Source organism: Streptomyces sp. NPDC045899 (assembly GCF_056431485.1).
In genome coordinates this window covers 45,857-72,772 of record NZ_JBWKKP010000009.1, presented here as the reverse complement: position 1 = coordinate 72,772, position 26,916 = coordinate 45,857, and the positions used below count along the sequence as shown (strand labels likewise).

The window sequence follows — 26,916 nt, the reverse complement described above, 5'->3', positions numbered from 1 at the left end:
AATGCACCCGATGTTCGAGACAGTCCTGGTGGCCAACCGCGGTGAGATCGCGGTACGCGTCATCCGCACCCTGCGGCGGCTCGGGGTGCGCTCGGTCGCCGTCTACAGCGACGCCGACGCGGACGCCCGCCATGTGCGGGAGGCGGACACCGCCGTGCGGATCGGCCCCGCCCAGGCCGCGGAGAGCTATCTGTCGATCGAGCGGCTGCTGGAGGCGGCGGCGCGCACCGGCGCCCAGGCCGTCCACCCCGGCTACGGCTTCCTCGCGGAGAACGCGGCCTTCGCCCGCGCCTGTGCCGATGCCGGGCTGGCCTTCATCGGCCCCCCGGCCGATGCCATCGAGCTGATGGGCGACAAGATCCGTGCCAAGGAGACGGTGCGCGCGGCCGGGGTGCCGGTGGTGCCCGGCTCCTCCGGCAGCGGTCTGACGGACGCCCAGCTCACCGAGGCGGCCCGGGAGATCGGGATGCCGGTGCTGCTCAAGCCCTCGGCGGGCGGCGGCGGCAAGGGCATGCGGCTGGTGCGGGACGAGGCGCTGCTCGCGGACGAGATCGCGGCCGCCCGGCGCGAGGCGCGCGGTGCCTTCGGCGATGACACCCTGCTCGTGGAGCGCTGGATCGACCGGCCGCGCCATATCGAGATCCAGGTGCTCGCCGACGGCCATGGCGGAGTGATCCACCTCGGCGAGCGCGAGTGCTCGCTCCAGCGCCGTCACCAGAAGATCATCGAGGAGGCGCCCAGTCCGCTGCTGGACGAGGCCACCCGGGCGCTGATGGGCGAGGCGGCAGCCTCCGCGGCGCGGTCGTGCGGCTATGTCGGCGCGGGCACCGTGGAGTTCATCGTCCCGGGTGACGATCCCTCCGCGTACTGCTTCATGGAGATGAACACCCGCCTCCAGGTCGAGCATCCGGTGACCGAGCTGATCACCGGGCTGGACCTGGTGGAGTGGCAGCTGCGGGTGGCGGCCGGCGAGCCGCTGCCCCACGCCCAGGAGGACATCACCTTCACCGGCCATGCCGTGGAGGCCCGGATCTGCGCCGAGACCGCCCGGGCCACCGGCGACCGGGTGGACTTCCTGCCGTCCGCGGGCACCGTGCTGGCGCTGGACGAGCCCGTCGGCGAAGGCGTCCGGGTCGACTCCGGGCTGAGCACCGGCACCGAGGTCGGCACCACCTACGACCCGATGCTCGCCAAGGTCATCGCCCATGGGCCGGACCGCCCCACCGCGCTCCGCCGGCTGCGGGCCGCCCTCGCCGAGCTGAGCGTGCTGGGCGTGGACACCAATGCGGGCTTCCTGCGCCGGCTGGCCGCCCATCCCCAGGTGGTCTCCGGCGAGCTGGACACCGGACTGGTCGACCGCGCGGCGGCCTCCCTGGTCCCCGAGCGGGTCCCGGACGAGGTCTATGCCGCCGCCGCGCTGCTGCGCCAGGCGGCCCTGGAGCCGGGCGGGGACGATGCGCGGCCGGAGTCCGGCGGCTGGGTGGACCCGTTCTCGGTGCCGACCGGCTGGCGGCTGGGCGGCACACCCGCCTGGACCGTCCACCGGCTGCGGATCTCCGGCCACTCCCCGGTCACCGTGCGGGTGCGCGGCCGGGCCCAGGGCGCCGATGTGGTGATCGAGCGCCAGGACGACACCCCGGCCGCCCAGGACGCGCCCGCGGCCGAGCCCCTGCGGGCCCGGCTGACCGGGCTCGGCGCGGGCGACGACCGGGTGGTGCTCGATCTGGCCGGGGTCACCTTCCCTTTCCGCCACGTCGCGGACGGCGCGAGCCAGTGGCTGGGGCGCGAGGCCGACACCTGGCGCGTGGTGGGCCACGACCCGGTCGAGGAGGCGCTGCGCGGCGGCGGGTCCGACGCCCACGCCGGGGAGCTCACCGCCCCGATGCCCGGCACCGTCACGGTGGTCAAGGCGGCCGTCGGTGACGAGGTCACCGCCGGCCAGGGGCTGCTGGTGGTCGAGGCGATGAAGATGGAGCACCTCATCTCCGCCCCGCACGACGGCACCGTCACCGAGCTCGATGTCACCCCCGGCAGCACGGTCGCCATGGACCAGCTGCTGGCGGTCGTCACCCCGTCCGGGACCGGCGAGACCGAGGAGCGTATGTGATGTCCGTGCCGGACACCCCCGCCGGACCGGCCGGGCTCCCCATGACCGTTCCGGCCTCCGGGCTGCCCGCCCGGGTCCGGATCCATGAGGTGGGCCCGCGGGACGGCTTGCAGAACGAGAAGACGCTGGTGCCGGTGGCCGTGAAGGCCGAGTTCATCCGGCGGCTGGCCGAGGCGGGCCTGGACACGGTCGAGGCCACCAGCTTCGTCCACCCCAAGTGGGTGCCCCAACTGGCCGACGCCGAGCAGCTGATGCCGCTGATCGACGATGTCCCCGCCCGGCTCCCGGTGCTGGTGCCCAATGAGCGCGGGCTGGAGCGCGCGCTCGCCCTGGGCGCCCGGGAGATCGCCGTCTTCGCCAGCGCCACCGAATCCTTCGCCAAGGCCAATCTCAATCGCACGGTGGACGAGGCGCTGGAGATGTTCGCACCGGTGGTCACCCGGGCCCTGGAGGCCGGGGCGACGGTGCGCGGCTATCTGTCGATGTGCTTCGGCGACCCCTGGGAGGGACCGGTCCCGGTCTCCCAGACCGTCTCGGTCAGCCGCCGTCTGATCGAGATGGGCTGTGCCGAACTGAGCCTCGGCGACACCATCGGTGTGGCCACCCCCGGCCATGTCACCGAGCTGCTGAGCGCGCTCAACGAGGCGGGCGTGGCCGATGACCGGCTGGCGGTGCACTTCCACGACACCTACGGCCAGGCGCTCGCCAACACCCTGGCCGCCCTCCAGCACGGTGTCACCACCGTCGACGCCTCCGCCGGTGGCCTCGGCGGCTGTCCCTACGCCAAGAGCGCCACCGGCAATCTCGCGACCGAAGACCTGGTGTGGATGCTCGACGGCCTCGGCATCGAGACCGGGGTCGACCTCGGCCGTCTCACCGCCACCAGCGTGTGGATGGCCCGGCACCTGGGCCGGCCCAGCCCGTCCCGTACCGTCCGCGCCCTCTCCCAGAAGGAGATCTGAGTCATGACGATCGACCACCGTCTCTCCACCGAGCACGAGGAACTGCGCCGCACCGTCGAGGAGTTCGCGCAGGACGTGGTCGCCCCGAAGATCGGGAAGTACTGGGAGGAGCATGAGTTCCCGTACGAGATCATCCGGGAGATGGGCCGGATGGGCCTGTTCGGACTGCCCTTCCCCGAGGAGTACGGCGGGATGGGCGGCGACTATCTCGCGCTCGGCCTGGCCCTCGAGGAGCTGGCGCGGGTCGACTCCTCGGTGGCGATCACCCTGGAGGCCGGGGTTTCCCTCGGCGCGATGCCGATCTTCCTCTACGGCACCGAGGAGCAGAAGCGGCAGTGGCTGCCGGGGCTGTGCTCCGGTGAGTCGCTGGGCGCCTTCGGGCTGACCGAGCCCGGCGGCGGTTCGGACGCGGGCGCCACCCGCACCACCGCGCGGCTGGACGAGGCCACCGGCGAGTGGGTGATCAACGGCTCCAAGTGCTTCATCACCAACTCCGGTACGGATATCACCGCGCTGGTCACGGTCACCGCCGTCACCGACCGCAAGCCGGACGGCCGCCCCGAGATCTCCTCCATCATCGTGCCCGCCGGCACCCCCGGGTTCAGCGTGGCCGCCCCCTACTCCAAGGTCGGGTGGAACGCCTCGGACACCCGCGAGCTGTCCTTCACCGACTGCCGGGTCCCGGCGGCCAATCTGCTGGGCGAGAAAGGCCGGGGCTACGCCCAGTTCCTGCGGATACTGGACGAGGGCCGGATCGCGATCTCGGCGCTGGCCACCGGGCTGGCCCAGGGCTGTGTGGACGAGTCGGTGTCGTACGCCAAGACCCGGGAGTCCTTCGGCCGTCCCATCGGTGCCAACCAGGCGATCCAGTTCAAGCTGGCGGACATGGAGATGCGCGCCCATATGGCGCGGGTGGCCTGGCGTGACGCGGCGTCCCGGCTGGTCCGCGGGGAGCCGTTCAAGAAGGAGGCGTCGATCGCCAAGCTCTACTCCTCCGGTGTCGCGGTGGACAACGCCCGGGAGGCCACCCAGATCCACGGTGGCTACGGCTTCATGAACGAGTACCCGGTGGCCCGGATGTGGCGCGACTCCAAGATCCTGGAGATCGGTGAGGGCACCAGTGAGGTCCAGCGGATGCTGATCGCCCGGGAGCTGGGCTTCGCGGGCTGATGGTGGCGGGCCCCCACCGGGGCCCACCGCCTCCCGCCGCTCACCGTCGCTCCCCGCCGCTCTCCGTCCGTCAGGACGCGGGCCAGGGCACCTGCGGTGAGCGGTAGTAGCTGATGCCCAGGGCGTCCCAGCGGGGCCCCTGGGCGGCCAGCCGCACCTTGTAGGCGTCCCAGTCATGGGTGGCCCGGGGTGACCAGCCGAGTTCGGCGATCCCGGGCAGCCGGGGGAAGGCCATGTACTCGATATGCGCGCCGGTGGACAGGGTCTCCGTCCACAGCGGCGCCTCCACACCGAGGACCGATGAGGCCGGGGCGTCCTTGATGTAGGCGCCCGGGTCCCAGTCGTAGGACTGCCGGACCTCGACATAGCCGGCCCAGGAGAGCCCCAGCGGGGTGTCCTTGGTGTACTTCATGTCCAGATAGGCGCGGTTGGCGGGCGAGAGGACCAGCCGGGTGCCCGCCCTGGCCGCGTCCGCGACCTCCTTCTCGCTGCCGTCCAGTCCCCAGTACTGCGCGATGGCCCCCTCGGCGGGGCGGGCGCCGGTCAGCTGGTGCCAGCCCACCACCGTCTTGCCGTAGCGGGCCACGACGGGCTGCACCCGGTCCATGAAGGCCGTGTAGTCGGCGTGGCTGGTGGAGTGCGCCTCGTCGCCGCCGATGTGGAGCAGACGGCCGGGGGTGAGGGCGGCGAGTTCGCGGATGACGTCGTCCACGAAGTCGTAGGTCACCTCCTTGGGCACGCACAGCGAGCTGAAACCGACCTCGGTGCCGGTGTAGAGCGGCCGGGCGACCCCGTCGCAGTTGAGTTCGGCGTAGGAGGCGAGCGCCGCGTTGGTGTGGCCCGGCAGGTCGATCTCGGGGACCACGGTCAGCTCGCGGTCGGCGGCGTAGCGCACGATCTCCCGGTAGTCGGCCTTGGTGTAGTAGCCGCCGGGTCCGCCGCCGACCTGGGTGGAGCCGCCGTACGTGGCCAGCCGCGGCCAGGAGTCGAGGGCGATCCGCCACCCCTGGTCGTCCGACAGATGCAGATGCAGCTTGTTGATCTTGTACAGGGCGAGCTGGTCCACATAGCGCTTGACCTGGTCGACGGTGAAGAAGTGCCGGGACACATCGAGCATCGCGCCCCGGTAGCCGAACCGCGGCTCATCGGTGATGGTGCCGCCGGAGATCCGCCAGGGTCCGGGCTGCCGGGTCGTCCGCTCCACCGACGCGGGGAGCAGCTGACGCAGCGTCTGGACGCCGTGGAAGAGCCCCGCGGAGGCGCGGGCGCTGATGGTGACGGCGCGGCCGGTCACCTGGAGCCGGTAGCCCTCGGCGCCGAGGCCGCGTACGGCGCGCGCCCCGGGGGTGAGCCGCAGCCGGATGCCGTCACCGCCGTCCCGCGCGGTGACCGGCAGCCGGTAGCCGGTGGAGGGGCGCAGCACGCCCGCGAGGTAGTCGCCGGTCCGCCGCGCCGCGGGGTCCTTCCCCACGACGCGGATCCGGGCGTCCGGACCGAGGGTGTACGGGGTGGTGGCGGGGCGTACCGAGGCGGGCGCGGGCACCACCCGGTCCAGCGGGACGGGCGCGGCGGCGGAGTGCTCGGTGGCGGCGGACGGTTCCGCCGTGGCGGCGGTCCCCGCCCCGGCCGCCACGGTCAGCAGGAGGGAACACAGAAGTCGGGCACGGCGTCGTCTCACAGGGGATCCCTTCAACGAAGCGTCGCGTCCCTGGGTACCGCGCGCCCCCGCCGCGGTCAAGGTGTAGACCAATATGCCGTCGACTGCCTGTCAGAATTCACGTCATGGCGGAAATCACCCAGCGCGATGGTGCCTGGTCCTTCGACGGCGGCGCGATACGGATCGTCCCGGGGCGGGACAAGAGCGTGAACCCGGTGCGGCAGTCGCTCGGCGAACTGACCGTCCCCCTGTGGGCGGTGGCGGGCATCGCCCATGAACCGGGCCGCAAGGCGGGGCGGTTGCGGCTGAAGCTGCGCGAGGGCGCGGATCCGCTGCTCCAGGCGGCCCGCGGCAAACTGCCGGACGCCGCCGACCCGTATCAGCTCTCGGTCGAGGCGGATCGCTCCGGCGTCGCCGAGTACCTGGTCGAGGAGGTCCGGCGGGCGCTGCTGCTGGACCAGGTGCCGTCCGGACCGTGTGACCGCTATCTGCTGCCCGGCCCGTATGTCCCGCTGTCGGTGTCGGCCGGGGACGCCACGGTCACCTTCGACGGGGAGCGGATCCGGCTGGAGTGGAACTGGAAGACCGAGGAGTCGAAGAAGTCGGGCGGCACCCGGACCATCCGGCTGGCCGATCTGGAGGCGGTGGAGTGGCACCCCGCCGTCGGACTGGACAACGGCCATCTGCGGTTCCGCACGGCGCGGGCGGGGGCTCCGGCGGCGCCCAAGTACGACCCGCACACCGTGGTGCTCTACGGCTTCAAGAAGGACCCGCTGATGGCCCTGGTCGCGGCAGCCGTCACCGCCCGGCTGCCGCATCCGTGCGCGGCCACGGCCCCGGCCGCCGGACCCGCCGACGCGACCCCGGCCCTGCTCACCGGGGACCAGCAATCGGCGCATAGCGGGCAGCGGGCTCCGGGTGGAGCGGATGAGGGTGACACGGATCACGACACCCTGCTGCGACGGCTGCGCGAACTCGGCGATCTCCACGAGGGCGGAGTGCTCACCGAGGAGGAGTTCACCGCCGCCAAACAAGCCGTACTCCGCCGTTTCTAGCCACCCACTCCGACCCCTGCCCGATATCGGGCAGGATTCTTGCGAAAGAACCCTCTTCCCCGCAGTATCGATGGGTGCTCGATCGCCGTATGTCCCACGATGACCTTGTCGACCACCTGGTCCGCTCCACGCCGCTCAGCCGCGGCGAGGCGGCCCGGGTGGTGCTGGACGTCCTGGCGTACTTCGACGAGACGACCGAGGAGTTCGTCCGCCGCCGCCACCGCGAGCTGCAGTCCGGCGGACTGACCAACGCGGACATCTTCGAGCGGATCACGGCCGAGCTGCCGTACCGCGCGGTGGCGCCGCCCGGACTCTCACTGCGGCAGCTGCGCCGCATCGTCTACGGCTGACACCCCGGACGGCGGCCGCCACCGCCGGTCCCGGACCACGAGCACCCTGCGACCGATCCACTAGGGAGGGCCTGAACACCATGTGCGGAATCGTCGGATACATCGGCAAACGCGATGTGGCGCCACTGCTGCTGGAAGGGCTCCAGCGACTGGAGTACCGCGGCTACGACTCCGCGGGCATCGCGATCCAGGCCAAGCCCGCCAAGGGCGCCCAGAGCGCCGGACTGAAGACCGCCAAGGCCAAGGGCCGGGTCCGTGACCTCGAGGCCCGGCTGCCCAAGCGCTTCGCGGGCAGCACCGGTATCGCCCACACCCGCTGGGCCACCCACGGCGCGCCCAACGACACCAACGCCCATCCCCACACGGACGCCGACGGCAAGGTCGCCATCGTCCACAACGGGATCATCGACAACGCCTCCGATCTGCGCGCCAAGCTGGTCGCCGACGGGGTGGAGCTGGTCTCCGACACCGACTCCGAGGTGCTGGCGCACCTGATCGGCCGCTCCCAGGCGAGCACCCTGGAGGAGAAGGTCCGCCACACGCTCGCGCTGATCGAGGGCACCTACGGCATCGCCGTGCTGCACGCGGACTTCCCCGACCGCATCGTGGTCGCCCGCAACGGCTCGCCCGTGGTGCTGGGCATCGGCGAGAAGGAGATGTTCGTCGCCTCCGACGTCGCCGCGCTGGTCAGCCACACCCGCCAGGTCGTCACCCTGGACGACGGCGAGATGGCCACCCTCAAGGCCGACGACTACCGCACCTACACCACCGAGGGCAGCCGCACCGCCCCCGCGCCGACGACGGTGGAGTGGGAGGCCGAGTCGTACGACATGGGCGGCCACGACACCTATATGCACAAGGAGATCCACGAGCAGGTCGACGCCGTGGACCGGGTGCTGCGCGGCCGGATCGACGACCGCTTCTCCACCGTCCGGCTGGGCGGGCTCAACCTGGACGCCCGTGAGGCGCGCGGGGTGCGCCGGGTGAAGATCCTCGGCTGCGGCTCGGCGTACCACACGGGTCTGATCGGCGCCCAGCTGATCGAGGAGCTGGCCCGGATCCCGGCCGACGCCGAGCCCGCGAGCGAGTTCCGCTACCGCAACCCGGTGGTGGACCCCGACACCCTCTACATCGCGGTCAGCCAGTCCGGCGAGACCTACGACACCCTGGCCGCCGTACAGGAGCTCAAGCGCAAGGGCGCGCGGGTGCTGGGCGTGGTCAATGTCGTCGGCAGCGCCATCGCGCGCGAGACGGACGGCGGGGTGTACGTGCACGCGGGACCGGAGGTGTGCGTCGTCTCCACCAAGTGCTTCACCAACACCGCCGTCGCCTTCGCCCTGCTCGCCCTGCACCTGGGCCGGATCCGCGATCTGTCGGTGGCCGACGGCAAGCGGATCATCGCCGGACTGCGCAGGCTGCCGGAGCAGATCGCCGAGGTGCTGCGCGGCGAGGAGGAGATCAAGAAGCTGGCCGCGGAGTACGCGAACGCAAAGAGCATGATGTTCATCGGCCGGGTCCGCGGCTACCCGGTCGCACGCGAGGCGTCCTTGAAGCTCAAGGAGGTCTCCTACGTCCACGCCGAGGCGTACCCGGCCTCCGAGCTCAAGCACGGGCCGCTGGCGCTCATCGAGCCGGAGGTGCCGACGGTGGCGGTGCTCCCCGATGACGACCTGCTGGAGAAGAACCGCGCGACCCTGGAGGAGATCAAGGCCCGCAGCGGCCGGATCCTCGCCGTCGCCCACCAGGAGCAGGAGAAGGCGGACCACACCATCGTGGTGCCCCGCAACGAGGTGGAGCTCGACCCGATCCTCATGGGCATCCCGCTCCAGCTGCTCGCCTACCACACGGCGCTGGCGCTGGGCCGGGACATCGACAAGCCCCGCAACCTCGCCAAGTCGGTGACGGTGGAGTAGCCACTCCGGGAGTCCGTCCGGCGGTCCCCGCGTGTGCCACCAACACACGCGGGGGCCGCCTCCCTTGGCCGGCGTCGCCCTCCGCCGGCGGCGGCCGCCCCACGGGAACCGTCACTTCCCGCGCGACAGCGCGAATGCTGCGTACGTACCCCTCACCAGCACACAATCCACCTCTACGCATCGGTAGATTTATCGACTGTCAAGATGGACTTGACGCCATCTCACCTGCGGTCGAGGGGAGTTGGCGGTGTCCGATTCCCTGCGCATCACCAACCGTCGGCGCGGTACGGCGGTTTGGGGCGGCAGGACGAGAAGAGGTACGCCGACTCGTGGAACGCCGGCACGGCGCCGGTGGTCCACCACAGTCCGCGCGGAGGATGACCGGAGGCCCGTTGACGGCTCGCTGGAGTGCCGCCGGAGTTTCGCTTGAGCGCCAAGGGGGGCGGTGGGGGCGGATACGACCGCGGAGCGACGCCTGCGCGAGACGGCCTCGAGGTGGTCTCAAGAGAGATTCAAGCGGAGTCCTGCGGGACGCGGGCGAGCGTCAAGTGGCGCTCAGCCGCCGGTCAGGCGGTGTTCAGGGGCGGACAGCGCTCAGGGTCGGGCAGTGCCCGGCGGCAGACGCGGCGCTCGGGGCCGGGAGCGCTCAGGGGATGACCACGACGGGCCGCTGCGCCCGCCGCGCGAGCCGCCCCGCCACCGATCCGAAGATCCGCCCCACCAGACCGTGGGTGGAGCCGACCACGATGGCGTCGGCCGCGTACTCCCGGCCGACCTCCTCCAGCTCATGGCAGATGTCCCCGCCCCGCTCGACGAGGACCCAGGGCACCTCGGAGAGATGCTCGGCGCAGGCCAGCTCCAGCCCCAGCACCTCGGTGCGGTGATCGGGGACATCGACGAAGACGGGCGGCTCACAGCCCGCCCACACGGTCGTCGGCAGCCGGTTGGCCACATGCACGATGATCAGGCCGGAGCCCGAGCGACGGGCCATCCCGATCGCATAGGCGAGGGCGCGTTCGCTGGATGTGGAGCCGTCGAATCCGACCACGACTCCGTGCTGGAACGCCGGATCGCAGGAATGACGTGTTTCTTCCGCCGCTTCGGGGTGCGCCATGTGATCGGCGACCCGCTTGCGGTCCGCGGGTTCGGGGATTTCGTGACCGGCCATCGGTGTCTCGGCGAAGGATGTCCTCGTGCGGAGGGAATCGGCGGGGGCTCGGGTTGAGGTTGTCGGGGACGGAGCTCCGCTGGAGCTCGGGGACGGGATCGAACGAACCAAATCCGTCCGGGATTCATCTTTCCAAGCCCTTACCCCTAAGGGTACGGCGCCATTCCTCGCCTGCCCAGAGGCCGCTTCGGCAGCGGAGCGCCCGAAGCGTTCCCCGGAGCATGCCGGAGGGCGGCCCGATACGCAATGCCCCAAGTGGTCCCCCATGGGGCCCTACGGTCCCTGTGCGTACACCGTGCGGCGGCCACGCAGTGACCTCGGGACGGGCCCGGCGTTGTAGTAGCCGCGACCGGGACGCCACCGGGCCCCGGCGGCCCGGCCGGACGTCCGGGACCGGCCCCGCCGGTGCCCGTCAGCGGCGCGAGAGGAGCCCTGCGCCCGTGCCCGTCCCCCGAGCCCGCGCCGTCCGCCGTACCCGGGGCGCGGCCCGCCGCGGCACCCCGGCGACCACCTCCCGCGCCGCTTCCCGCGCGGCCTCCCGCGGCCGGGCCCGCAGCCGCCCCCGCGGCCGCGCCGGGACCGCCGCGCGGACCCCCGCCGCGATCCCCGCCCCGGCCGCCCGGACGGCGCTCCCGCCGGCCCTCCCCGAGGCGGCCCCGGCGGACGGGACGGTGAACGAGCTGATCCGCTGGGCGGCCTTCAGCTGCGCGGTCGTTCCGTTCGTCCTCCTGCTGTGCGGGCTGCCGTGCGGCGTGGCACTGGCCGCCGCCGCGGGCCTGGCCGCGGTGACCGCCGCCAGCCGCGCCCTGCTGCGCCACTCCGAGCGGGTGGCGGCCCGGCCGGACCCGGACGCGGCCCTCCCTCACCGGGGACGGCACGGACGCACCGGGATCGGCGCGCACCGCGGCGGACGGCACGGCTGAGGCGTATCCGGGCACGCACGGAACGCGGTGGGAGCGCTCCCGGGGGAGCGCTGTGTAGTGCCGCGTACACCCTGCGGTGATGGAGTACGAGAGGGACCTACGCCGGTCGCATGACGCTTTTCTACATCTACACCCGGCTGTTTTCGGCCAACTTCGCGTCACAGTTCTTCCCTTGGCAAACAGCGTGCTCAACCGCGTTCAGGCCAGCGTAGAAAGGGGCGTGCGGTGTTCTGACCCCCTACGCGAAGTGGATGTCCGCACTAGGCGCACTTCACAGCGAGGGCTACGAGTGCAACGCTTCGTGATCGAATGCTTCGCGCCAAGTTGTCATGTCGACATAGTGGCGGGTGGTGAACTGGTCACGGCGACCACACGCGACACAGTAGATTCGATCTTGGCCATGACCGGCGGGGGAACCGTTCAGGACCGAGGGGAAACGTGCAGGACCGAGAGGACGCGACCACCGAGGGGGGCTTAGAGCCATGAGCCAGGACTCCACGACCGTACCGGAGACCTCGCGCAAGCTCTCCGGACGCCGGCGACGAGAAATCGTCGCGGTGCTGCTGTTCAGCGGCGGCCCCATTTTCGAAAGCTCCATCCCGCTCTCCGTCTTCGGTATCGACCGGCAGGACGCCGGAGTCCCGCGCTACCGACTGCTGGTGTGCGCGGGCGAAGATGTGCCACTGCGAACGACTGGCGGACTGGAACTGACCGCACCGTACGGCCTGGAGGCGCTGTCCCGGGCCGGAACCGTCGTCGTACCGGCCTGGCGGTCGATCACCCAGCCGCCACCGGCCGCGGCGCTCGACGCCCTGCGACGCGCGCACGAGGAGGGTGCGCGGATCGTGGGGCTGTGCACCGGGGCCTTCGTCCTGGCGGCCGCCGGGCTGCTCGACGGACGCCCGGCGACCACGCACTGGATGTACGCACCGACGCTTGCCAAACGCTATCCGTCCGTCCACGTGGATCCACGCGAACTGTTCGTGGACGACGGCGACGTACTGACCTCGGCGGGCACCGCCGCGGGGATCGACCTGTGCCTGCACATCGTGCGCACCGACCACGGCGCCGACGCCGCGGGGGCCCTGGCCCGCCGCCTCGTCGTACCGCCGCGCCGCGGTGGAGGCCAGGAGCGCTACCTGGACAGGTCCTTACCAGAGGAGATCGGCGCGGATCCGCTCGCCGAGGTGGTGGCGTGGGCGCTTGAGCATTTGCATGAGCAGTTCGACGTCGAAGCCCTGGCCGCCCGCGCCTATATGAGCCGTCGCACCTTCGACCGGCGTTTCCGTTCCCTCACTGGGAGCGCTCCACTCCAGTGGTTGATCACCCAGCGGGTGCTCCAGGCGCAGCGGCTCCTGGAGACCTCCGACTACTCGGTCGACGAGGTCGCCGGGCGCTGCGGCTTCCGTTCGCCGGTGGCCCTGCGCGGGCACTTCCGGCGGCAGCTGGGGTCCTCCCCGGCCGCGTACCGGGCGGCCTACCGGGCCCGCAGACCGCAGGGCGGTTCCGCGGACCGGCCGGACCGGCTGGAGCGGCTGGAGCGGGGCGAGCGGATGGACCGGCCGGAGCGGGCCGAGGTGATCGAGCAGCGTCCGGGCGAGCACGCCCTGCCGCTGCGGCGTTCCGGTGCGCCGCTCGGTCACTCCGCGGCGCACCACCATCACCCCGCGCATCCGCACGGGGGCGCGGACCCGGGCAAACCGGAGTCGGACGCCTATGCCCCCCGGCTGCCCGAGCAGGCGGCGGGACGGGCTCCGGGCCGCCCGACCCTGCCCGGCCAGCGGGAACGCCCCGTAGGGTGAGACGTATGAACGATCGCATGGTGTGGATCGACTGCGAGATGACCGGGCTCTCGCTGTCGGACGACGCGCTCATCGAGGTGGCCGCGCTGGTCACGGACTCCGAGCTGAACATCCTGGGCGACGGAGTGGACATCGTTGTCCGGCCGCCCGCCGAGTCACTGGCCACCATGCCCGAGGTGGTGCGGGAGATGCACACGGCCTCCGGCCTGCTCGCCGAACTCGACGGCGGCACCACGCTGGAGGACGCCCAGGAGAAGGTCCTGGCGTACATCCGCGAGCACGTCCCCGACGCGGGCAAGGCTCCGCTGTGCGGGAACTCGGTCGGTACCGACCGCGGCTTCCTGCTCCGCGACATGCCCACCCTCGAGGGCTATCTGCACTACCGGATCGTCGATGTCTCCTCGGTCAAGGAGCTGGCCCGCCGCTGGTACCCGCGGGCCTACTTCAACAGCCCCAAGAAGAACGGCAACCACCGCGCGCTCGCCGATATCCACGAGTCGATCGCCGAGCTGCGCTACTACCGGGAGGCGGTCTTCGTACCGCAGCCCGGGCCGGACTCGGACACGGCGAAGTCGATCGCGGCCAAGCACGTTCTGCCCGCCCGGCACGCATGATCCACCGCTCGCACCCGGCGTCCCGGAAGCCGGGTGCGAGCACCCCCGCCGACCCTGTACACTTTTTCTCGGCCGGTGCGGAAAGCACCGGTCATGGTGGGTATAGCTCAGATGGTAGAGCACCTGGTTGTGGTCCAGGATGTCGCGGGTTCAAGTCCCGTTACTCACCCTGAACGAAGAGGGCCCCCGGCCGCGGAAGCGGACGGGGGCCTTCGTCATTCCCGGGAGCCTGGCGATCGGCACCGGATGGATCGCTGATCGACAAGCGTGCCGTGTCCATGTCGATGATCGGCGGCGCGGCGGCACCGGGAGAACGCGGAAAGCCGGGGGACAAGGTCCTGGGCAAGGTCCGGCACACCGGCGGGAGCCCTGCCCCTTCGAGCACACCGCGGCAGTGCCTGGCGCTCGGGGCGGTGCGGAAGAGCCCCGCACCGACCCGAGCGTCCCGGAACCTCAGACCTCAGAAGCGGCCCTTGGAGCTGTCCCTCCCGAAGATCCAGCCCTTCTTGCCGTTGGGCAGCTTGGAGTAGTACCACCAGTTGCCGTGGGAGCTGTAACCACCGCAGTACGCCATGAAGTCGTCCCCGTAGCCCAGACCCTTGACGACCTTGTAGGTCTCGCCGGCACCGCTGTGCATGTACGAGTCGTAGGCGCCCTGTGAGGCGAGGACATAGATGTGCCGCCAGTGGTTCGTGACGTTCTTGGCGCAGGCACTGCTGCCCACCGCGCTCGCCGTCGGCGCCACAGTGAGGGCTCCCGCGAACTGGGCGGCCCCCAAAGCCGCCACCGTGGCCGCGATACGGTGACCAGGGTCTTTCCACCCGGGGGTGGCCGCCGGGCGCGGCCGACCCACGGGGTCCCGGGCGCGGCAAGCACCGGCTCCCGGAGGACTTCCCGCGTATCTTCGCCGCCGGCCGCGCCGCCTTCCAGGCGGACGAGGACATCACCGGCAGGCAGCTGTACGCGGAGGCCGAACGCCTGGTCGGCGAGTTCCCGCACGAGACCAACGACAGGGCGAAGGCCGGATCCTGGAGCTCCTGTCCATCGGGAGAAGGGCTACGGCGGCTTCTACGAGCAGCTGCTGGACCTCGCGTAACGGCGGCGTCGCGGAGGGCGCCGCGGTTTGCCGACGGCCGGCGTTCCCGCGGGCGTCAGTCGTGCGTCTCGTCGGGCTCGCCCCCCTCGGGCCCTTCGGACGGCTCCTTCCGTCCGCGTCGCCGCTGCCGCTTCCCGTGCCGTTCGCTCTCCTCGTGCGGCGGCGGGTGGTACGGCCACCACGAGGTCCAGGTGAACTTGTCGCCGCCCACCCAGCGGACGACGTCGGGGTCGTCGAGATCGACGTCGTCGAGCCCGACCGACCGGGCGATCTCGATCACGTCCAGGACCGAGTGCGCCTTGCCCGCCAGCTCACCGGCCACCTCCACCAGCCGGTAGGGGGGCTCCCCCGGCTGGACGCCGAGCACCACGATCGACGGCCGGGTGATACGTGGGATCTCACTCTCGGTCATGGGTCCAACGTGCGGCTGACGGCCCGCCCCCGCACCCCGGGCGCCCCAGACGGGCGATCCGCGCACCCCGTGGGGCCGAGCGGGTGACACGTTCGGCGGAGGTTCCGCCGTATCCGGACATACTGTGCGGATGCCCGAGCAGAGCGGATCACCTCCCCTTGATCGGCGGACCGGTACGGACCCGGACACACCGCCCCGCCCGTGGCGGACCGTCCGGTACTGGACCGGCCTGCGGGGGCGGCCGGACACGCGCGGTGAGCTCGACCTCGACGCCCGGCGCGCCCGGTGGGCGTCCGGCACCCCGGCGCCGCTGGTGTCCTGCCTGATGGTGACCAGGGACCGGCCGGGGTTCGCGGCCCGCGCGGTCCGGTGCTTCCTCGCCCAGACCCACGCCCCTGCCGAACTCGTCGTCGTGGACGACGGCGCGGACGACACCCTGGCCCGCCGCCTCCGGGCCCTCGCCGACCCGCGGATCCGGCACCATCACGCCCCGCGCCCCGGGCTCACCCTGGGCGAGCTGCGCAACCTCGCGGTCGACCTGGCCGCCGGACCGTATGTGTGCCAGTGGGACGACGACGATGTGTACGACCCGGAGCGGCTGGAGGTGCAGCTCGCCGCGGTCGCCGGGACAGGGGCGGACGCCTGCTTCCTCGCCCGCGAGCGGCTGTGGTGGCCCGCCCGGCGTGCCCTGGCCCTCTCCGGGGCGCGGGTGTGGGAGAACTCCGTGCTCTGCGCCACGGAGATCATGCCGCGCTACCCCGCGCTGCGGCGCGGTGAGGACTCGGCGGTCACGCTGGAGGTGGTGCGCGCGGGGCTCGTGGTCTCCGTGGACGCGCCGGAGCTGTACACCTACGTCTGCCACGGCGCCAACACCTGCGACGCGGCGCATCTCGCCCGCCTCTTCGAGATGGCGACCCGGCGGTGGACGGACGGCGCGTACGACGAGCGGACGCGGGCGATGGCGGCCCGGCTGCCCCTGGCCACGGCGGACCTGCCGCAGCCGCGGACCGCACCCTGACGGCACCGTCGTGCGGCCCGCTCCGCCCCGCGCGGCGACACCTTCGCCGCTCGCTGCGCCGGACAGGTGAAGCCCCCCGCGGCTTCGATGCCCGCCCCGCGGACCGTCGTTGGACACAGGCCCGCGGGTACCCCCGCGGAGCGTCCACGAGGAGGCTCTCATGAACATCGGCACAACGGCCGCCCTGGTGACGGCGACGGCGGGCGCGGTGGTCTTCATCGGCGGCCAGGCCCTGGCCGACCCGCTCGACTCCGGCGTCGCCTGCGCCGGCGCGACCGGGTCCGCCGCCGGAACCACCGTCGACTGCCTGGACTTCGCCCATGTCTTCGGCGACGACAAGGCCGTGACCCAGCGGAACCACTGCGACTCCGCCGTCTCCAACGCGGCCAACGTCGTGGTGGCACCGATCAGGTTCGACCCCAAGTGCATCAACATCTCCGCGCCGTCCACGACCGCGGCCGGAGCCCGGTGAGGACGGCGTCCGCGACGGCTGAGCGCGGCCCCCTGGAGACTCGCCTCCCGGGGGCCGCGTCCGGCTCGTGTGCCGACCGCGCCCCGCGCCCCGCCGTCTCCGTGGTGATCCCCTGCTACGGCTATGGCCGCTATCTGCCGCAGGCGGTGGCGAGCGTCGTGGCCCAGACCTACGACGACTGGGAACTGCTCGTCGTGGACGACGGCAGCCCCGACGACACCGCGGCGGTGGCCGAGTCCCTGATCGCCGGCCACCCCGGCCGCCGGATCCGGCTGCTGCGCCAGGCCAACGCCGGGGTGTCCGCGGCCCGTAACGCCGGGATCGCCGCCTCCACCGGCCGCTATGTGCTGCCGCTGGACGCCGATGATGTGATCGCCCCGACCATGCTGGAGAAGACCGTCGCGGTGCTGGAGGGAGACGCGGACATCGCCATCGCCTCCACCGATGTCTCCGCCTTCACCGACGACAAGGACCTCCCCCCACAGGTGCTGGCCCTCCCCGCGTACGACCCGCGGCTGCTGCTGCGCCGTCTGATCATGTTCTACTGCTCGCTCTACCGCCGTGAGGTGTGGGAGGCGGTGGGCGGCTACGACGAGGAGATGCGCGCCGGGGAGGACTGGGACTTCTGGATCGCCTGCGCCGAACGCGGTTTCACCGCCCACCACCTCCACGAACCGCTCTTCGGGGCACGCAACAAGGACGATGGACTGCATGTGGAGGCCGCGGAGAACGACCTCGCGGTGCGGGCCCGGATCGTGGCCAACCACCCGCGGATGTTCAAACCGGTGACCCGGGCGTGGGCGCAGGCCGTGCTCGGCCGGGAGGCCCCGGACTGCCACGACGACGCACGGGTGCCGGACGACATCCTCACCCGGTCCGCCGATATGGACCAGTTCCTGCGGGCGGTCCTCTCGCTCCAGCGCACCGCCCGGCTCCAGCACCGCCACATCCAGCGACTGGAGGCGGCGTTGGCCCAGCGGGACGGGAGACCTGCGGAGGCGGTGGACGCGGTGGCCGGGCCGCTGGACGCGGTGGCGGGTCCCGGGCCGGTCGGCTGAACCGGCGTACCGGGCCGGGGCGTTCTCAGGACGAGGCGCGCGCCACCAGCTCCGTCGGCAGGACCAGCCGGGGCGGCACCGCCGTACGCCCCGCCGCGCCCTCGATCTCCTCCAGAAGCACCCGCGCCATCGCCCGCCCCATCTCCTCGGTGGCCTGCCGGACGCTGGTGAGCGGCGGATCCATGTGGCGGGCGACCGCGGAGTCCTCGAAGCCGACCAGCGCGACGTCCTCCGGCACCCGGCGCCCCGCCTCGCGCAGCACCTGCCGGGCGCCCGAGGCCATCACGTCCGAGGCCGCGAAGACCGCGTCCAGATCCGGTCTGCGCACCAGTAGTTCGCGCATCGCGCGGCGGCCGCCCTCCTCGGTGAAGTCCGCGGCCACCGCGAGCGCCGGATCCACCTCGCGGCCCGCCGCCCGCAGCGCGTCGCGATAGCCGTCCAGACGGCACTGGGCGACATACATGTCCAGCGGTCCGGTGATGGTGGCGACCGTGGCGCGGCCGCGCTCGACGAGGTGTGCCACCGCGGCCCGCGCGCCGCCGGTGTTGTCCGAGTCGACATACGCGACCGACTCATGTGCCGAGCGGCGTCCGCTGAGCACCGCGGGGATCTCTATCCGTTCCAGCAGGTCCGGGAGCGGATCGTCCGCGTGCACCGAGACCAGCAGCACCCCGTCCACCCGGTGGGCGGCGAGGTAGTCCGCGAAGCGCTGGCGCTCCTTGGGGGTGCGGATGAGGGTCAGCAGCAACTGGAGGTCGGTGTCGGCGAGTCCGGCGCCGACCCCGCGGATGATGTCGGAGAAGTAGGGCTCGGCGAACAGCCGGGTCTCGGGCTCGGGGATCACCAGGGCCACCGCGTCGGCCCGGTCGGCGGCCAGCGCGCGGGCCACCCGGTTGGGGACGTAGCCGAGTTCGGCGACGGCCCGCTGCACGGCGACGCGGGTGCGGTCGCTGACCCGCGGCGAGCCGTTGATCACCCGCGAGACGGTGCCCCGGCCGACTCCGGCGCGGACCGCGACCTCCTCCAGCGTGGGCCGACCGCGCCCCGCGCCACGCCGCCGCGTTCCTGCCATGTCGCGCCTCCAGCCGTACGTACCCGGCAGCTCCCCCTCCCTGGGCGGCTGCGAAGGGACATTCAACAGCAGTGCCGTTCGGGTGACGTTGTTCCGCACGCTCCCTTGACACCCCCTCAGGGAGCCGCGACCCTTCAACAGATCAATCTGGGAGCGCTCCCACACTGTCTTCGCCATACACAAGCCGCACGTTCCCCGCCCGAGCCGACGCAGCCCGAAGTCCCACGTATGCCCACCCCTTGGCCGGGAGCGGTACGTCAGGGTGCGAGGAGGACGCAATGCGCACGAGTTCAGGAAGAGCGGCCGGACCCCGGTGCCGGACGGTGGCCCTCATGGCCGCCGCCGCCCTCGGCGCGGGACTGCTGACCGGCTGCGCCGACGACGGCGACGACCGCGCGGGGACCTCCTCCGGAGCCGGTGGCGGAAGCGGCAGAACCACCGTGACCATCGGGGTCTTCGGAGTCTTCGGCTACAAACAGGCCGGTCTCTACGACCGGTACATGAGGCTCCACCCGGACGTCCGGATCGAGGAGACCTCGATCGAGCGCAACGAGAACTACTACCCCCAGCTGCTCACCCACCTCGGCTCGGGCAGCGGGCTCGCCGACATCCAGGCGGTCGAGGTGGCCAACATCAATGAGGTCACCACCACCCAGGCGGACAAGTTCATTGATCTTTCGAAGGCAAAGGGGGTGAAGAAGAACAGCTTCATCCCCTGGAAATGGGCGCAATCCACCACCAAGGACGGCCGGACGATCGGCCTCGGAACCGACATCGGCCCCATGGCGATCTGCTACCGCAAGGACCTCTTCCGCCGCGCCGGACTGCCCACCGACCGGAAGGAGGTCGCCCGGCTGTGGGCGGGCGACTGGCAGAAGTACCTCGACACCGGGAAGCGGTACCTGAAGCGGGCCCCCGGCGGCACCGCCTTCGTCGACTCGGCTGCCGGGGTCTACAACGCGGCGGTCTCCAGCAGCGCCCGGCGCTACTACGACACCGACGGCACGCCCGTCTACAAGGACAGCCCTGCGGTCAGGGAAGCCTGGCGGATCGCCACCGCCGCCGCGGAGGGCAAGCTGACCGCCCGGCTCCAGCAGTTCCAGAAGACCTGGGACCAGGCGTACGCCAACGGCCGGTTCGCCACCGTCTCCTGCCCGCCGTGGATGCTCGGTTACATCAAGGAGAAGGCCGGGGCCAAGGCCGAGGACCAGTGGGACGTGGCCGCCGCGCCCCGGCCCGGCAACTGGGGCGGCTCCTTCCTGACCGTGCCCAGGGCGGGGCGGCACACCGATGAGGCGGTGAAGCTGGCCGCCTGGCTGACCGCGCCGGAACAGCAGGCCGCGCTCTTCGAGAAGCAGGGCAGCTTCCCCAGCTCCCGGGCCGCCTACGAGCTGCCGCAGGTGGCGGACGCCCGGCACCCGTACTTCGGTGACGCCCCGATCGGCGCCCTCTTCAGCAAGGCGGCCGAGGGCGTCCCCACGCAGGTGCTGGGTCCCAAGGACTTGCTCATCCACCAGAACATCACCGACGTCGGACTGCTCCAGGTCGACCAGCAGGGCAAGTCCGCGGAGGAGGGGTGGAAGGCCGCGGTGCGGTCCATCGACAACGCCCTGGACCGGTGACGGCGCTCACCGCGGCGCGCGCTCCCGCCGAGGAGCGCCGCCGCGCCCGCCGTGCGCGCCGCCACCGCCGGGCCACCCGCTGGAGCCCGTACGCCTTCATCGCCCCCTTCTTCCTCTTCTTCGCCGCCTTCGGACTGTTCCCGCTCCTCTACACGGGCTGGGCCTCACTGCACCGGGTGGAGCTGACCGACCCCACCCATATGGAGTGGGCGGGGCTGCACAACTACTCCCGGCTGTGGAACGACGAGTTCTTCTGGAACGCGCTGCGGAACACCTTCACCATCGGGGTGATCTCCACGGTGCCGCAGCTGCTGATGGCCCTCGGCCTCGCCCATCTGCTCAACTACCGGCTGCGCGGCTCAATGTTCTTCCGGGTCGCGATCCTCACCCCGTACGCCACCTCGGTGGCGGCGGCGACCCTGGTCTTCGTCCTGCTCTTCGGCCGGGACTACGGGATGGTCAACTGGGTCCTGGGACTCCTCGGATCCGACGGTATCGACTGGCAGAACGGCACCTGGACCTCGCAGTTGGCGGTCTCCACGATCGTGATCTGGCGCTGGACGGGCTACAACGCGCTGATCTACCTGGCGGCGATGCAGGCGGTGCCGGGCGATCTGTACGAATCGGCGGCGCTGGACGGGGCCTCGCGGTGGCAGCAGTTCCGCCATGTCACGATCCCCTCGCTGCGGCCGACGATCCTGTTCACGGTGGTCGTCTCCACGATCGGGGCCACCCAGCTCTTCGGTGAGCCACTGCTGTTCAACGGGTCGGCGGGCGCCACCGGGGGCGCCGACCACCAGTACCAGACGCTCGGTCTGTATCTGTACGAGCAGGGCTGGGTCAATCTCCACCTCGGCCGGGCCTCCGCCATCGCCTGGACGATGTTCCTCATCCTGCTGCTGATCGGCGCCGTGAACTGGCTGATCGGGCGCCGGCTGCGGAAGAGCCGGTGAGGCCCGTGACGACGAAGCAGACGAAGAAGGAGGTGAGGGAGGGCCATGACCGCCACCGTGCCGTCCCGTCCGGCGGCTGACCCCACGACGGAGTCCGCACCGCGTCCCGCGGCCCCGGCCGGGCGTGCCCGCGGCCGCGGCCGGGCCGGGCGTCAGCTGCACGGCGGACCGGTGACCTACGCCGTGCTGATCCTGTTCACCGCGGGCTCGCTGTTCCCTCTGGTGTGGACGGCGATCGCCGCGTCCCGCACCAACACCCGGCTGGCCGGGACGCCACCGCCGTTCTGGTTCGGCGGCAACCTCGCCAGGAACCTCGACATCGCCTGGCACGACGCCGACATGGGCGCGGCGCTGCTCAACACGGCGATGGTGGCGGGGACGATCGCGGCCGGGACCGTGCTGTTCTCGACCGTCGCCGGGTTCGCCTTCGCCAAGCTGCGGTTCCGGTTCAAGAACGCGCTGCTGCTGCTCACCATCGGGACCATGATGGTGCCGCCGCAGCTGAGCGTGGTGCCGCTGTACATGACCATCGCCGAGCTGCGCTGGACCGACCAGCTCCAGGCGGTCATCCTGCCCACCCTGGTCAGCGCCTTCGGGGTGTTCTTCATGCGGCAGTACCTGCTCCAGGCGCTGCCGTCCGAACTGGTCGAGGCCGCCCGGATGGACGGGGCGGGCAGTCTGCGGATCATCTGGCACGTGGTCTTCCCGGCGGCCCGTCCGGCCATGGCCGTCCTGGGCATGCTCACCTTCGTCCAGGCGTGGAACGACTTCTTCTGGCCGGTCATCGCCCTCACCCAGAACGGCAGCCCGACCGTGCAGGTGGCCCTGACCGGTCTGGGCCGCGGATACGTCCCGGACCAGTCGGTGATCATGGCGGGTGCGCTGCTGGGCACCCTCCCGCTGCTGATCGCCTTCGTCCTCTTCGGCAAGCAGATCGTGGGCGGCATCATGCAGGGCGCCGTCAAGGGCTGAGCTCACGCCGTCCCACCCCACCCGACCCGTACGCAGGGGAGCGCTTCCATGACACTCGCCTTTCCGCCCGGATTCCTGTGGGGCGCGGCCACGGCCGCCTACCAGGTCGAGGGCGCCGCACAGCAGGACGGCCGCACCCCGTCCATCTGGGACACCTTCAGCCGCATCCCCGGGAAGGTGCTCGGCGGTGACACCGGCGACATCGCCGCCGACCACTACCACCGCTACCGCGAGGACGTCCGGCTGATGAGCGAGCTGCGGCTGGGCGCGTACCGCTTCTCGGTCTCCTGGTCCCGGATCCAGCCCACCGGGCGCGGCCCGGCCGTCCAGCGCGGGCTGGACTTCTACCGCTCGCTGGTGGACGAGCTGCTGACGGCGGGCATCCAGCCGGCCCTGACGCTCTACCACTGGGATCTGCCACAGGAGCTGGAGTCCCGGTTCCGCGGCGGCTCCGCGGCGGGCGGCGGCTGGCCGGAGCGGGAGACGGCCGAGCGGTTCGCCGAGTACGCCGGGATCGTGGCCGGGGCACTCGGTGACCGGGTGGACCTCTGGACCACCCTCAACGAGCCCTGGTGCAGCGCCTTCCTGGGCTACGGCTCGGGGGTGCACGCACCGGGGCGCTCCGAGCGGCTGGCCCCGCTGCGCGCCGCCCACCACCTCAACCTCGCCCACGGTCTGGCCGCCCAGGCGCTACGGGCCGCGCTGCCCGCCCGCGCCCGCATCGCCATCAGCCTCAATCCGGCGGTGGTGCGGCCGGTGACCGCGAGCCCGGCGGACGAGGACGCGCGACGGCGGATCGACGCGCTGGCCAACCGGATCTTCACCGGGCCGCTGCTGCGCGGCGCGTATCCGAAGGACCTGATCGAGGACACCCGGTCCATCACCGACTGGGACTTCGTCCACGACGGCGACCTGGCGGCCATCCGGCAGCCGCTGGACGCGCTGGGCCTCAACTACTACACCCCGTCCCTGGTCTCCGCCCCGGCCGCGGAGGAGCCCGCGCCGCGCCGTGACGGCCACGGGGCCGGTGACCACTCCCCCTGGCCCGGCTCCGAGCACGTCGCCTTCCACCAGCCGCCCGGCGAGCGCACCGAGATGGGCTGGTCGGTGGATCCCAGCGGGCTGTACGACCTGCTGATGCGCTGCACCCACGAGGCGCCGGGGGTGCCGCTGTACATCACGGAGAACGGCGCGGCCTACGACGACAAGCCGGACGCGGAGGGCCGGGTCCACGACCCGGAGCGGATCGACTACCTCCGGAGCCACCTGGCGGCGGCGCACCGGGCGCTGGCGGACGGCGCCGATCTGCGCGGCTATTTCCTGTGGTCCCTGATGGACAATTTCGAATGGGCGTACGGCTACAGCAAGCGTTTCGGCGCGGTGTACATCGACTATCCGTCCCAGGCCCGCATTCCGAAATCCAGCGCCCGCTGGTACGCGGCGGTGGCCGGGACGGGTGAGCTGCCGGAGGTATGACCCCCGTTCCGGACGGCCCGCCGGGGCGCCCCGCCGACCGAGCGGTTGTTCGATCCGTGCCCGGTTTTCCCGGACCATGCGAATGCCGCGTTTCTTCCCACGTTTCCTCCAACATTTCCGCCAAAGGGGCTAGCCGCGCCCGGCCGACGCGGGCGGGGCGCTGGAGGGACTGGTAAATCCGAAACATGAGTGATTCCCCGGGGCGCCGGCAGAGGGTCCGCGACGACGACTCCGCCCGGACCAAACGGGTCGGCAGGGGCGAGGCCCTCGCCGACTGGGCGGACGGGCGGGTGGGCCTCTTCTCGATGGCCAAGGCCAATCTGCGGAAGGTCTTCCCGGACCACTGGTCCTTCCTGATCGGTGAGATCGCCCTCTACACCTTCATCATCATCATTCTCACCGGTGTGTATCTGACCATGTTCTTCGAACCCTCGATGAACGAGGTCGTCTACCACGGCCGCTACACCCCGCTCCAGGGCATCCGGATGTCCGCGGCCTATGAGTCGACACTGGACATCAGCTTCGATGTACGCGGCGGTCTGCTGCTGCGGCAGCTGCACCACTGGGCGGCGATCCTGTTCATCGCGAGCATGCTCGTCCATATGATGCGCACGTTCTTCAACGGTGTGTTCCGCAAACCGCGTGAGATCAACTGGCTCTCCGGCGCCGGACTGCTGATCCTCGGCATGTTCGACGGTTTCATGGGCTATTCACTGCCCGACGATCTGCTCTCCGGGACCGGTCTGCGCTTCATGGAGGGCGCGATCCTCTCGGTGCCCATCGTGGGCACCTACATCTCGTTCTTCCTCTTCGGCGGACAATTCCCGGGCCATATCATCGTGCCGCGGCTGTTCACCGTGCACGTCCTGCTGATCCCGGGCATCATGCTGGGGCTGCTGGCGCTGCACATGATGCTGCTCGTCTACCACAAGCACTCGCACCATCCGGGGCCCGGCCGCAGGGACATGAACATCGTGGGTCCGCCGCTGTGGCCGGTCTACGTGGCCAAGTCCGGCGGGTTCTTCTTCCTGGTGTTCGCCATCACCGCCCTGATGTCGGCCATCGCCACGGTCAACCCGATCTGGTCCTACGGCCCCTACCGCCCCGACCAGGTGTCCACCGACGCCCAGCCCGACTGGTACATGGGCTTCTCCGAGGGGCTGATCCGGCTGATGCCCGGCTGGGAGATCAATCTCTGGGGCCACACCCTCGTCCTCGGGGTGTTCATCCCGCTGATGATCTTCCCGATGGTCCTGCTGGTGATCTGGCTCTATCCGTTCCTGGAGGCGTGGATCACCGGGGACAGACGCGAGCACCACCTCAATGAACGCCCGCGCAACGCCCCGACCCGCACCGCCTTCGGCGCCGCCTGGATCGCCCTGTACATCGTGCTGCTGATCGGCGGCGGCAACGACCTGGTCGCCACCCATTTCCACCTGTCGATCAACACCATCACCTGGGCCTGCCGGATCTCCTTCTTCGTGGCGCCGGTCGTGGTGTTCGTCATCACCAAACGGGTCTGTCTGGGACTCCAGCGGCGCGATCACGAGAAGGTGCTGCACGGCCGGGAGACCGGGGTCATCCAGCGGCTGCCGCACGGCGAGTTCACCGAGCTGCACGAGCCGCTGACACCGGCCGAGCGGTACACCCTGGTCTCGTTCGACCAGTACCGGCCGCTGGAACTGCCACCCGCGGTGGACCCGTCCGGGGTCGAGCGGAAGCTGACGTTCAAGGAGCGGCTGCGGGTGCGGCTCTCCCGTGCCTACTTCGGTGAGTACGGCCAGATCGCCAAGCCCACGCGCGAGGAGTTCGAGCGGCAGCGGGAGCACCATCCGTAGCCGGCCGGCCGCAGGGCGACGGCCCCCGGGACGTCCTTCCCGGGGGCCGTCGCCCTGCGGTGGGCCAGCCGGTCAGCCCCGGTACGCGCCGAGCGCCTTGGAGAACGCGAACTCCTTCTGCTCGACGGAGCTGCAGGTGGGCGACGCGGAGTTCTGCGGACCGCCCGGGCACGCCTTGTCACGGGTCGCGGACCACATGGACAGCCCGCCCAGTTTCCTGGACCGCGCGAAGTCGACCAGCTGCCGGGCGTCGTCCACCGTGAAGACCTCGGTGACCACGTCATTGACGCCGATCATCGGGGTCACCACGACGGTCCGCCAGGCGGCCCGGCCACTCAGCCCGATGGCACCCTTGAGCTGGCCCTGGGTCGCGGTGGCCGCCTCGATCGCGTACCGGCCCATATCGCCGTCGAAGGAGGCGCCGTAGTCCATCGCCATGATGTTGACGGCGGACACCTTCACACCGTTCTTCTTCGCGTCGGCGACCAGCTCGACGCCGTCCTGGGTGAGCCCGGTGGGCATCACCGGCAGGGTGAAGGAGACGTCCAGGCCCGGATGGCTCTTCTGGAGGGCGGCGATGGCCCGGGCGCGGCGGGTGTTGGCGGCGGTGTCCGGCAGCGCGGCGCCCTCGATGTCGAAGTCCACCTTGGTGAGCTCGAAGGTGTCCACGGCCTTGGCGTACGCCGCGGTGAGCTGGTCGGCCGAGGTGCAGGCCAGGCCCAGTTCGGAGCCGGAGGCGCCGCCGAAGGAGACCCGGACGTCACCACCGGCCTTGCGCAGCGCGCCTATCTGGCGGGCCACGGCGTCGCTGCCGAGGTCGATGGCCCCGCCCCACTTGGGCGTACAGCCGCCGCCCGAGGTGATGAAGGCGAGGCTGAACTCCTTGACACCGGTCTTCTTCGCCGCGCCCACCAGGTCGAAGGCGGGCGAGAGCGAGGTGTCGACATACGGGGCGAAGCCCGCGCCCGCCCGCGGGGTCCTCTTGCCTTGCTTCCCCTTCTTGCCCTTCGCGGCCTTCTTCGTGACGCCTTGGTGCGCGCTCTTCGTGGCGCCCTTGACCGCGGAGTGCTTCTTCTCGGCGGCCGTTCCGGCGTTCGCCGCACCGCTGAGCGCGAACGCCGCGCAGCCCGCCACCGCGGCGGCGGCCACCGCGCCGATCACCTTGCTGGTCCGGCTCACCCTGCGACGGTGCGTAGTGCTCATCAG

The 26,916-nt window shown here is 71.5% G+C and carries 23 protein-coding genes and 1 tRNA gene; 18 read left to right on the top strand and 6 right to left on the bottom strand.

Translation table 11 applies throughout. The annotated features are described in order from the left end of the window. Positions 1-10 precede the first annotated feature (10 nt). Genes AC07FT_RS15630 through AC07FT_RS15620 form a run of 3 tightly spaced genes read left to right on the top strand, consistent with a single transcriptional unit; the run spans position 11 to position 4,239 of the window. Entirely contained in the window at positions 11-2,107 is a 2,097-nt protein-coding gene (locus AC07FT_RS15630) for an acetyl/propionyl/methylcrotonyl-CoA carboxylase subunit alpha (RefSeq protein ID WP_479176672.1), read from the top strand. Continuing rightward, on the top strand, positions 2,107-3,069 hold the full coding sequence (locus tag AC07FT_RS15625) for a hydroxymethylglutaryl-CoA lyase (protein WP_479176671.1): 963 nt from the start codon (positions 2,107-2,109) through the stop codon (positions 3,067-3,069). Before AC07FT_RS15630 ends, AC07FT_RS15625 begins: the two co-directional genes overlap by 1 nt. A gap of 3 nt (positions 3,070-3,072) precedes the next feature. Beyond that, positions 3,073-4,239, top strand: coding sequence for an acyl-CoA dehydrogenase family protein (locus tag AC07FT_RS15620; RefSeq protein ID WP_471204153.1), 1,167 nt, complete (start codon positions 3,073-3,075; stop codon positions 4,237-4,239). Between the two features lie 70 nt (positions 4,240-4,309). Here AC07FT_RS15620 and AC07FT_RS15615 read toward each other — a convergent pair whose 3' ends face one another. Next, a complete protein-coding gene (locus AC07FT_RS15615; RefSeq protein ID WP_479176670.1) occupies positions 4,310-5,917 on the bottom strand; it encodes a beta-N-acetylhexosaminidase in 1,608 nt (535 codons plus the stop codon). Positions 5,918-6,021: 104 nt separating this feature from the next. Here AC07FT_RS15615 and AC07FT_RS15610 point away from each other — a divergent pair, with 104 nt between their 5' ends. The 3 genes from AC07FT_RS15610 (at position 6,022) to glmS (ending at position 9,214) form a co-directional block, all read left to right on the top strand. Beyond that, positions 6,022-6,951: a DUF4429 domain-containing protein gene (locus AC07FT_RS15610; RefSeq protein ID WP_479176669.1), complete on the top strand. Its 930-nt coding sequence runs from the start codon at positions 6,022-6,024 to the stop codon at positions 6,949-6,951. A 74-nt stretch (positions 6,952-7,025) separates the two neighbouring features. Continuing rightward, on the top strand, positions 7,026-7,301 hold the full coding sequence (locus AC07FT_RS15605) for a hypothetical protein (RefSeq protein WP_254740696.1): 276 nt from the start codon (positions 7,026-7,028) through the stop codon (positions 7,299-7,301). Between the two features lie 80 nt (positions 7,302-7,381). Next, entirely contained in the window at positions 7,382-9,214 is a 1,833-nt protein-coding gene (glmS, locus tag AC07FT_RS15600) for a glutamine--fructose-6-phosphate transaminase (isomerizing) (RefSeq protein WP_471204159.1), read from the top strand. A 646-nt stretch (positions 9,215-9,860) separates the two neighbouring features. On the opposite strand, the gene AC07FT_RS15595 is transcribed toward glmS, so the two are convergent. Next, on the bottom strand, positions 9,861-10,382 hold the full coding sequence (locus AC07FT_RS15595; protein WP_471204162.1) for a universal stress protein: 522 nt from the start codon (positions 10,380-10,382) through the stop codon (positions 9,861-9,863). Positions 10,383-10,822: 440 nt separating this feature from the next. Between AC07FT_RS15595 and AC07FT_RS15590 the strand changes: the two genes are divergently transcribed. From AC07FT_RS15590 to AC07FT_RS15575, 4 genes are all read left to right on the top strand, one after another. Further along, a complete protein-coding gene (locus tag AC07FT_RS15590; RefSeq protein WP_479176668.1) occupies positions 10,823-11,305 on the top strand; it encodes a hypothetical protein in 483 nt (160 codons plus the stop codon). 482 nt (positions 11,306-11,787) lie between these two features. Continuing rightward, positions 11,788-13,107, top strand: coding sequence for a helix-turn-helix domain-containing protein (locus tag AC07FT_RS15585; protein ID WP_479176667.1), 1,320 nt, complete (start codon positions 11,788-11,790; stop codon positions 13,105-13,107). Between the two features lie 5 nt (positions 13,108-13,112). After that, a complete protein-coding gene (gene orn, locus AC07FT_RS15580; RefSeq protein ID WP_471204169.1) occupies positions 13,113-13,721 on the top strand; it encodes an oligoribonuclease in 609 nt (202 codons plus the stop codon). Between the two features lie 96 nt (positions 13,722-13,817). Next, a tRNA-His gene (locus AC07FT_RS15575) sits at positions 13,818-13,890 on the top strand. Between the two features lie 291 nt (positions 13,891-14,181). Here AC07FT_RS15575 and AC07FT_RS15570 read toward each other — a convergent pair. Beyond that, on the bottom strand, positions 14,182-14,508 hold the full coding sequence (locus AC07FT_RS15570) for an SH3 domain-containing protein (protein ID WP_479176666.1): 327 nt from the start codon (positions 14,506-14,508) through the stop codon (positions 14,182-14,184). Between the two features lie 364 nt (positions 14,509-14,872). Next, positions 14,873-15,229 (bottom strand): hypothetical protein, encoded by a 357-nt coding sequence (locus AC07FT_RS15565; RefSeq protein ID WP_479176665.1) that lies wholly within the window; start codon positions 15,227-15,229, stop codon positions 14,873-14,875. 130 nt (positions 15,230-15,359) lie between these two features. On the opposite strand from AC07FT_RS15565, the gene AC07FT_RS15560 reads away from it, so the two are divergent. The 3 genes from AC07FT_RS15560 to AC07FT_RS15550 all read left to right on the top strand — a co-directional run bounded on the left by AC07FT_RS15560 (position 15,360) and on the right by AC07FT_RS15550 (position 17,777). Beyond that, the gene (locus AC07FT_RS15560) at positions 15,360-16,247 is read left to right on the top strand and encodes a glycosyltransferase family 2 protein (protein ID WP_479176664.1); all 888 of its coding nucleotides are present in this window, start codon (positions 15,360-15,362) and stop codon (positions 16,245-16,247) included. A 160-nt stretch (positions 16,248-16,407) separates the two neighbouring features. Then, positions 16,408-16,719 (top strand): hypothetical protein, encoded by a 312-nt coding sequence (locus tag AC07FT_RS15555; protein ID WP_479176663.1) that lies wholly within the window; start codon positions 16,408-16,410, stop codon positions 16,717-16,719. Continuing rightward, positions 16,716-17,777, top strand: coding sequence for a glycosyltransferase family 2 protein (locus AC07FT_RS15550; protein WP_479176662.1), 1,062 nt, complete (start codon positions 16,716-16,718; stop codon positions 17,775-17,777). The genes AC07FT_RS15555 and AC07FT_RS15550 overlap by 4 nt, the downstream gene beginning before the upstream one ends. Positions 17,778-17,802: 25 nt before the next feature. Here AC07FT_RS15550 and AC07FT_RS15545 read toward each other — a convergent pair whose 3' ends face one another. Continuing rightward, positions 17,803-18,849 carry a LacI family DNA-binding transcriptional regulator gene (locus tag AC07FT_RS15545; protein WP_479176661.1) on the bottom strand — a complete coding sequence of 349 codons (1,047 nt, stop codon included), beginning with the start codon at positions 18,847-18,849 and terminating at the stop codon, positions 17,803-17,805. A gap of 278 nt (positions 18,850-19,127) precedes the next feature. Here AC07FT_RS15545 and AC07FT_RS15540 point away from each other — a divergent pair, with 278 nt between their 5' ends. The 5 genes from AC07FT_RS15540 (at position 19,128) to qcrB (ending at position 25,710) form a co-directional block, all read left to right on the top strand. Then, positions 19,128-20,471, top strand: a complete 1,344-nt coding sequence (locus tag AC07FT_RS15540) for an ABC transporter substrate-binding protein (RefSeq protein ID WP_479176660.1) — start codon at positions 19,128-19,130, stop codon at positions 20,469-20,471. Continuing rightward, complete coding sequence (locus tag AC07FT_RS15535) at positions 20,468-21,424, top strand: carbohydrate ABC transporter permease (RefSeq protein ID WP_479176659.1); 957 nt, start codon at positions 20,468-20,470, stop codon at positions 21,422-21,424. The genes AC07FT_RS15540 and AC07FT_RS15535 overlap by 4 nt, the downstream gene beginning before the upstream one ends. A gap of 45 nt (positions 21,425-21,469) precedes the next feature. After that, positions 21,470-22,396, top strand: a complete 927-nt coding sequence (locus tag AC07FT_RS15530) for a carbohydrate ABC transporter permease (RefSeq protein ID WP_479176658.1) — start codon at positions 21,470-21,472, stop codon at positions 22,394-22,396. Positions 22,397-22,444: 48 nt separating this feature from the next. Continuing rightward, positions 22,445-23,872 (top strand): GH1 family beta-glucosidase, encoded by a 1,428-nt coding sequence (locus AC07FT_RS15525; RefSeq protein ID WP_479176657.1) that lies wholly within the window; start codon positions 22,445-22,447, stop codon positions 23,870-23,872. 185 nt (positions 23,873-24,057) lie between these two features. Further along, on the top strand, positions 24,058-25,710 hold the full coding sequence (gene qcrB / locus AC07FT_RS15520) for a cytochrome bc1 complex cytochrome b subunit (RefSeq protein ID WP_479176656.1): 1,653 nt from the start codon (positions 24,058-24,060) through the stop codon (positions 25,708-25,710). A 72-nt stretch (positions 25,711-25,782) separates the two neighbouring features. Here qcrB and AC07FT_RS15515 read toward each other — a convergent pair whose 3' ends face one another. After that, the gene (locus AC07FT_RS15515) at positions 25,783-26,916 is read right to left on the bottom strand and encodes a chitinase (RefSeq protein ID WP_479176802.1); all 1,134 of its coding nucleotides are present in this window, start codon (positions 26,914-26,916) and stop codon (positions 25,783-25,785) included.